Source organism: Mycobacterium sp. (assembly GCF_035697385.1).
GTDB lineage: Bacteria > Actinomycetota > Actinomycetes > Mycobacteriales > Mycobacteriaceae > Mycobacterium.
The window spans coordinates 1-6,607 of the sequence record NZ_DASSCY010000134.1 but is presented as its reverse complement, the minus strand read 5'-3'; the positions used below and the strand labels follow the sequence as shown (position 1 = coordinate 6,607).

Annotated in this window: 9 protein-coding genes; 5 read left to right on the top strand and 4 right to left on the bottom strand. The window is 63.7% G+C overall.

The features are described from left to right. The coding region (locus tag VFH65_RS11500; protein WP_353321558.1) for a DUF3459 domain-containing protein at window positions 1-352 on the top strand (352 nt) is incomplete at its 5' end. 19 nt (window positions 353-371) lie between these two features. On the opposite strand, the gene VFH65_RS11495 is transcribed toward VFH65_RS11500, so the two are convergent. Next, a complete protein-coding gene (locus VFH65_RS11495) occupies window positions 372-809 on the bottom strand; it encodes a VOC family protein (protein ID WP_191080131.1) in 438 nt (145 codons plus the stop codon). A 44-nt stretch (window positions 810-853) separates the two neighbouring features. Here VFH65_RS11495 and VFH65_RS11490 point away from each other — a divergent pair, with 44 nt between their 5' ends. Then, a complete protein-coding gene (locus VFH65_RS11490) occupies window positions 854-1,348 on the top strand; it encodes a DUF1801 domain-containing protein (protein ID WP_353321556.1) in 495 nt (164 codons plus the stop codon). Between the two features lie 244 nt (window positions 1,349-1,592). On the opposite strand, the gene VFH65_RS11485 is transcribed toward VFH65_RS11490, so the two are convergent. Next, window positions 1,593-1,952 (bottom strand): iron chaperone, encoded by a 360-nt coding sequence (locus VFH65_RS11485; protein ID WP_307483405.1) that lies wholly within the window; start codon window positions 1,950-1,952, stop codon window positions 1,593-1,595. A gap of 14 nt (window positions 1,953-1,966) precedes the next feature. Beyond that, window positions 1,967-2,851, bottom strand: a complete 885-nt coding sequence (locus tag VFH65_RS11480) for a class I SAM-dependent methyltransferase (RefSeq protein ID WP_353321554.1) — start codon at window positions 2,849-2,851, stop codon at window positions 1,967-1,969. A gap of 142 nt (window positions 2,852-2,993) precedes the next feature. On the opposite strand from VFH65_RS11480, the gene VFH65_RS11475 reads away from it, so the two are divergent. The 3 genes from VFH65_RS11475 (at window position 2,994) to VFH65_RS11470 (ending at window position 6,220) form a co-directional block, all read left to right on the top strand. Next, window positions 2,994-3,785: an alpha/beta fold hydrolase gene (locus VFH65_RS11475; RefSeq protein WP_353321552.1), complete on the top strand. Its 792-nt coding sequence runs from the start codon at window positions 2,994-2,996 to the stop codon at window positions 3,783-3,785. Between the two features lie 81 nt (window positions 3,786-3,866). Further along, the gene (locus tag VFH65_RS32040) at window positions 3,867-4,271 is read left to right on the top strand and encodes a PASTA domain-containing protein (protein WP_414688399.1); all 405 of its coding nucleotides are present in this window, start codon (window positions 3,867-3,869) and stop codon (window positions 4,269-4,271) included. Window positions 4,272-4,921: 650 nt separating this feature from the next. After that, complete coding sequence (locus VFH65_RS11470) at window positions 4,922-6,220, top strand: vanadium-dependent haloperoxidase (RefSeq protein ID WP_353321550.1); 1,299 nt, start codon at window positions 4,922-4,924, stop codon at window positions 6,218-6,220. Between the two features lie 78 nt (window positions 6,221-6,298). On the opposite strand, the gene VFH65_RS11465 is transcribed toward VFH65_RS11470, so the two are convergent. Further along, window positions 6,299-6,607, bottom strand: a 309-nt coding sequence (locus tag VFH65_RS11465) for an SHOCT domain-containing protein (protein ID WP_353321549.1), incomplete at its 5' end; no start/stop codon positions are given.

The window sequence follows — 6,607 nt, the reverse complement described above, 5'->3', positions numbered from 1 at the left end:
GGACAGGGCAGGGGGCGACGACGACGTGAGGCCGCTTTTCCCCGCTTCCCCCGGCCAGCTCTCGCCCGTGGGAAGCCCTATCTTCGCAATGCACCAGGCGCTCATCGGGGTGCGGCGGAGGAATCCATGGCTGCACCGTGCGACCACGGACGTCCTTCATCTCTCCAACGAGGTGCTGGCATACCGCATCGCGGTTGACGCCGATGCGCTCGTGGTCGTATTGAACCTCTCGCACGACACCCAGCGGGTCAGCGCCGAGGGCGCCACCTCCGTCGTCGCCGGACAGGCGACTATCGACGTCGGTGGCAACGCCGTCCTGGTGCCGCCGCGAGGATGGGCTGTCCTGGGCTAAGGCAGTTGCGATCTGCGCGTCAGTCTTTCTTCAACTCTTCGGCGAGCATCACCAGGATTCCACTAGGCCCGCGGAGGTACGTGAGTTTGTAGACGTCGCCGTAGGTGGCCACCCCGCGTAGCGGATGACATCCGTGCTTCGCTGCTACCTCCAGGGCCTTGTCGATGTCGTCTACCGAGAATGCCACCCGATGCATGCCAATGTCGTTGGGACGCGTCGGGTTGGTCTCGTTCGCTTTGGGATGGATGTATTCGAAGAGCTCGATTCGACCATGCCCGTCCGGGGTCTGGAGCATCGCAATGTTGGCGTGATTACCATCAAGTCCAACGGCAGTATCGGTCCATTCGCCGCTGACTGTGTCACGGCCGATGACCACGAGGCCGAGATCGGTGAAAAAGGCGATTGCTGCTTCAAGATCCCGAACAGCGATACCCACATTCTCAAGTTTGATAGCCATGCCTGAAAGCTACCAAGGCGGACTGATCAGCAATACTTAATTCCATGACCAGCAGAGAGACCGGTAAGAAGGAAGGCCACAAGCCGGCGGACACGGGCAGCGCAGCACACGTCGACGCCGCCACCACGCTGCCGGCGGCCATGACGGGCCGGGCAAGCCCCGCGAAAGCGGCAGTCGGCAACGAGCCGGTCTTCGCGTATATCGCCAGCCTGCCTCAGCCGCAGCGCGGCATCGCAGAGACGGTGGATGCTCTGGCGGCAAGGACGCTGCCTGATCTCCGGCGCTCCGTGAAGTGGGGTATGTCCTACTACGGCGTCGGCGACGGATGGTGCTTCAGCTGCGGAGGTTTTGCTGGCCATGTGAAGCTCATGTTTGTGAATGGTGACGCTCTGGAGCCTGTGCCGCCGGTGACTCCGGTGGGCATGGGCAAGTCAACGCGGGGTGTGGAACTCGAGTCCATTGACGACGTCGACGAACTCCAGATCGCTGCCTGGATGAAACAGGCAACGTCCGTGCCGGGCGTTGGCAAGAAGCGGTGAACTAACGTCCGTCGCCGCCGTTGGCGACGTTGTTGGGCGGGGCGGTGCGTTTCAGCTCCTACTGGCCTGGAATTGCCACCGCCCCTGAGGACCCCGGGAACCGTGCGGTCAGCGAGGAAAACCGCCGCGTCAGCAGGGCATACAACACCCTGCCCAAAGTGGTGGTTTCGGACACCTTCACGGTACCGGCCGGGAACGCTTGGCAGGGTACGACGTCCGTTATCCCAGGCTGGGAAGGATGCACTCAGACCTTGTCCGAAGGCAGCTGTTGTAGCCGCCACGCGATTATCTCGCCGATGAGCTCGGTCGGGAGCGGGGCACTATGGGGCAGCTGGATAGCGTGCTCGGTGGTTCCGTATGCGGCCAGCTCTGTCGAGAAATGCGCGATCGCGTCTGACGTCGGATAGAACCCGATATGGCGCTTTGTTCCGGTGAAGAAGAACAACGGCTCAGTGCCGAGTTTGAAGGTCGGCATACGCCAACTGATCGACTCCACAGCTTCAGCGGGCACGGCCGACCGGATCAGTTCGTACACGGTCAGCAGCCGATGCCGCACATCGCCGTCGTACTGGTTGATGTACTCGGTGATTGAATTCGCTGTCACGGTGGTCTCCCCTTTCACCTATCCATAGCCGCTGATTTGCCGGGTTCGCGAGGCGCCTCGTTCTCCCTCGCCTTCGACAGCGTGAATATCCCATAGCGCATTGCACCGGTGCGGTAGGCGAGGATCAGGCGGGGGATGCTCAGAACGAAGATGCGATTGCGTGCGCCAAGGGCGAGACGACGGGTTTCGCGATCGGCAAGCAAGGCCTTCACAAGCCGACGGGCGCAGATCGTCCATGTGCGCGCGACGCGGTGGCTGACATCCTCATAGCCATCGATCGCAAAGCCCGCCGCCATTGCCATCGCCTCATACTCCTCGCGCGTGCCCATCGACGGCAGGCGCCCCTCGCGGCAGATCGGCTCGAGCAGGTGGCGAACCTTCCAACCGGTCGCATTAGTCTCGGCGAGCCATGCGCAGACAACGAAGCGGCCACCGGGCGACAGCACGCGATGGGCCTCGGAGAAGAACTTGGGCTTGTCGACCATGTGCTCGCTCGACTCGATCGCCCATGCCGCATCGGCCGAGGCATCGGTCAGTCCGTTGACCAGCCAGTCGCGGAGATGGACGTCCACGCCGGGTACGGGATGCGCGGCGGCGTAGCGGGCCTGCTCAGAGGAAAGCGTCAACCCGGTAACGCGAACCCCGCGTGCCACCGCGAGCCGCCTCGCCGTGGAGCCATAGCCGCAGCCGATGTCGATGCACGCCTCTCCGGGCACAAGGCGCAGCCGATCGCCGACCGTGTCGACGAGCGCCTCGACGGCGTCGGCGGGGGTCTCGCGACCCGTCGACCATAGCCCGTGATGGACATGCTCACCCCACACCCGACGATAAATCGGATCGAGCTCGTCGTAGTGATCCGCCACCGCCGCGGCGTTCTGGGAAATGTTTGGGACGATCACGCCATCACACTACAACGCGCTGCTTACAGCCCGGCGAACGCGAAGGGAACGCCACGCTTAGGCCAGCGGTTCGCCAGCCCGTCATCTTCAACTGGCTATTGTTCGCGCGGTTCGCGTCAACGGCAGGGATTAGGGTGTGGGAATGGAGTGCCGGATCAACGACGTCCTGGTCCACTACGTCGAGCATGGTGTCGGCGTGCCGCTTGTTGCGTTACACGGCGCCGGTGTGGATCATCGCGAGATCGAGGCGGCGATCGAGGCCATCGTTCCCGACACGCGATACAGGCGGATCTATCCTGATCTGCCCGGGATGGGCCTTTCGACGGCCGGCGGCTTGAACTGCAACGATGATGTGGTGACGCTGCTCGGCGATTTCATAGATCACCTGGATGCGGGACCGGTGATGCTGCTCGGGCACTCGTACGGAGCCTACCTGGCTCGTGGTGTGGCTGCGCAGCGGCCAGACATCGTGCTCGGCATGGCCTTGTTGTGCCCCCTTGCAGGGCAGGCGCGAAGCGTGCCTGACCTCGAAGTGGTCCGCCAGGACGCCGATGCGTACGACGAACTCGAACCTGCACAGCGGACGGGGTTCGATGACTACTTCGTCTTGCGCACACGGGCCACAGCTCGCAGGTACCGTGACAGCGTTGCGCCGGGTACGGCACTTGTGGACGAGGCTGCGCTGGGACGTATCTTCGCAGGGTGGACGATCGACGTCGGGTCGACCGTCTTCTCTGCGCCGACCTTGGTCGTGGCGGGACGACGCGATTCGGTCGTCGGGTATGCCGACGCGGCCGAATTGCTCGAACACTACCCGCACGCGACCCTGGCTGTCATCGATGATGCCGGCCATGCGCTCATGCACGAACGGCCCGAACTGCTCGCCGCGTTGTTCGGCGACTGGCTCGATCGCGCTCGGCCGGAAGACGGGTGACCGACCTCCGGCAAGTCGTCAGGGCCTGGCTGACAAGACCGGCACCCAGCTGCATTCGAGCACTTCCGCTCCGGGCCGGCGATGTCCGCTGCTGAGTCACCGGCGGTATTCTGGTGTGAACAAAGTTTGGTATTACCGTTCCAGCTGTTCGGGGTCAAAGGAGATGCAGCGATGGCGGAACGTCAGACGCTGACTGTTCCCGATCTTGTTGGGCAGCCTGTGCATATTGCACAAGAGATGGCGGCGGACATTGGGTTTGGTCTTGCAGCCGGGGACCCTGACGGGCCAGGGCTCCGTTCGCGCACGTGGCCGGGGCTGTTCTGGGTGACGTCCCAAGATCCTTCCGCTGGGTCAGTCCTTGAGCAGGGGAGCCAAATTCGGATTACTTTCGTTCAGGACGGTCAAGCCCGAAGCGACGTGCCGGAGCACAAGAGCGGGCCGACTCCCTCACTTGAGAGTCATGCGGAGGCTGAGAAGGACGAGTGAAGACAGTTCGAGTGAAGACAGTGACTGGCCTATTCACGCAACCTCCTCCTGTTGTCGCGGCAGGTATCGTCCTACTGGGGCTGCTTGTCCTTTGGATGGCCCAGCCGGTTTTGCCGAGTTGGGGATGTGCCGTCAGCCTTTCGGCGATGTGCCCGCCGCATTTGCTGCCTGTTCGTGCGTCGCTAATTAGTGCGGGCATCCTCGCGGTACTGCTTGCGACTGTCATTATCGGACCCTTGCTTCGGCCATCCAGGGCAAGCACCTGGCTGGGAGGCATGTACCGAAGCGTCGTCCTTGCCGTGCCTGTAGTCCTGGTCCTGACAGGCGTCGCGCACTTCGTGATACCGCAGCCCTGAGTCGATCCTGCGCAGCGCGGCTTGCTATAGGCTGCCGGACACGGTTCCTCTGGACAACGCGCTGGCGGAGGATCACCCTTGGAGTAACCGCACCGATTGCGCATCGCGCTGACCTCGGGCGGTCGCGTGCCGCCGGTGTCGGGCACCCATGAGATGTCGACTCCGTCGGGTTCGCTTGAACATGGCTCCGACGACGGAAGGACCGACGCCATGACGAACAGCAACGCTAACCATCATCGCAGACGACCATCGCGGACTTCGGGGAACGGTCCACGCCGACGGTGGTCGCTCTGCTTGATCCCGGCACTGACCGCCGCACTCGTTTTACCGGGGGTGTCGAGCGCCGGCGCCTCGAACGCTCGGAACACGGCGCCGTCGAACACGGACGTCCTCATCGAGTGGAGCACCATCGCCCAAGAGCACGTCACCCCTCTGCGTCCCACGGCTCACGGCCAGCTCCGCGGCATGGCGATGGTTCAAGGCGCGGTGTACGACGCAGTGAACGCCATCGATCGCGGATACCAGCCGTATCTGCTCGACGGCGAATCGGTCGGCGTTGGGCCGGATGCATCGTTAGATGCGGCGATCTCGACCGCCGCACACCACGTGCTGGTCACGCTGGTGCCGGCGGCCCAAGTAGCTGGCCTCGACGCTGCGTACGAAGCAACGCTCGCGGGCGTCACCGACGGCCCGAACAAGGACGAAGGCGTCGCCGCCGGTGAGGCCGCCGCGGCGGCGATGATCCTCGCGCGCACCGATGACGGGTTCATGGCCCCGTTCGAGTTCGACATCGGAACCGGTCCCGGCGATTGGCGGCCCGTCGCGCCCGGTGCGCTCGATCCAGACGCCTGGGTGGCCAATCTCCAACCCTTCATCATCGAGAGTCCCGACCAATTCCGCTCGGAGGGTCCTAACCCGCTGAGGAGTGCCGAGTACACAGCGGACTTCAACGAGGTAAAGGAGATCGGTGCTCTCGTGAGTGCCACTCGAACAGATGACCAGACCACTGCGGCCATCTTCTGGCAAGCCCCGCCGGTGGCACTCTGGAACGGCGTGTTCCGCAGCCTCGCCGTGGAGCACGGACTCGACCTGGCCGACGCGGCTCGGCTCTTCGCGATGACCAACCTCGCCGCCGCTGATGGCGCGGTCGCTTGCTGGAACGACAAGTCCTACTGGAACTTCTGGCGTCCGATGGCGGCGATCCGCGAAGCCGACACCGACGGCAATCCGGAGACGGAAGCCGATCCGACATGGAAACCGCTCTTCGATCCATCGACAGCAACCGTCCCGCCGCTCGGCACTCCGCCGTTCTCCGACCACCCGTCCGGTCACGGATGCGTCAGCGGCGCCGCTCTCTACGCGGCGCAGGAGTTCTTCGGCATGGACGAGGTCGCCTTCGACGTGAACTCCGGTCGCTTCCCGGGCGAGCCACGATACTTCGACGGATTCTCCGCGGCGATACAGGAGATCGTTGATGCTCGCGTCTGGGGCGGCATTCACTTCCGCACCGCCGACGTACAGGGCGCCGAGATCGGCAACGAGGTGGCGTTGTGGCTCAGCAGTCACTACTTCCAGCCGGCGCCATGTAAGTAACAGGGTCCTGCGACTGACCCGATCATTTCCCCAACCTCTACAGCAACTCCTCGATCGGGAGCGCGCACTCCTGGGCTATCAGCCGCCAAGGATGCGGCGTTTGGCGGCGCGAAATTCCTCGTCAGAAAGCGCGCCACTTCTATGGAGTTCTGCAAGGAGGGCAAGTTCCGCCGCCAGGGACTTCTTATGCGTTATCTTGCCGAACATCACTTGGCGCTCCCTGATGCGTTTAGTCGGCGCTGGCCTTCGCTCATGTGCCCGTGATGAGCTGGTGACGGCGTAGGCGATTAGCAGGGTGATCGCGAGGACTCCAAGGGCAATTCCCAGAGGGACGCGAAACGGCTCCGTGGCGTTGATCAGGACGGCAAGGATTGCCCCGGCAACGAC

Bases quoted from the DNA above. Each gene is read 5' to 3' on its own strand.
- VFH65_RS11495 (WP_191080131.1), bottom strand. From the start codon at position 809: ATGGCTATCAAACTTGAGAATGTGGGTATCGCTGTTCGGGATCTTGAA.
- VFH65_RS11490 (WP_353321556.1), top strand. From the start codon at position 854: ATGACCAGCAGAGAGACCGGTAAGAAGGAAGGCCACAAGCCGGCGGAC.
- VFH65_RS11475 (WP_353321552.1), top strand. From the start codon at position 2,994: ATGGAGTGCCGGATCAACGACGTCCTGGTCCACTACGTCGAGCATGGT.
- VFH65_RS32040 (WP_414688399.1), top strand. From the start codon at position 3,867: ATGTCCGCTGCTGAGTCACCGGCGGTATTCTGGTGTGAACAAAGTTTG.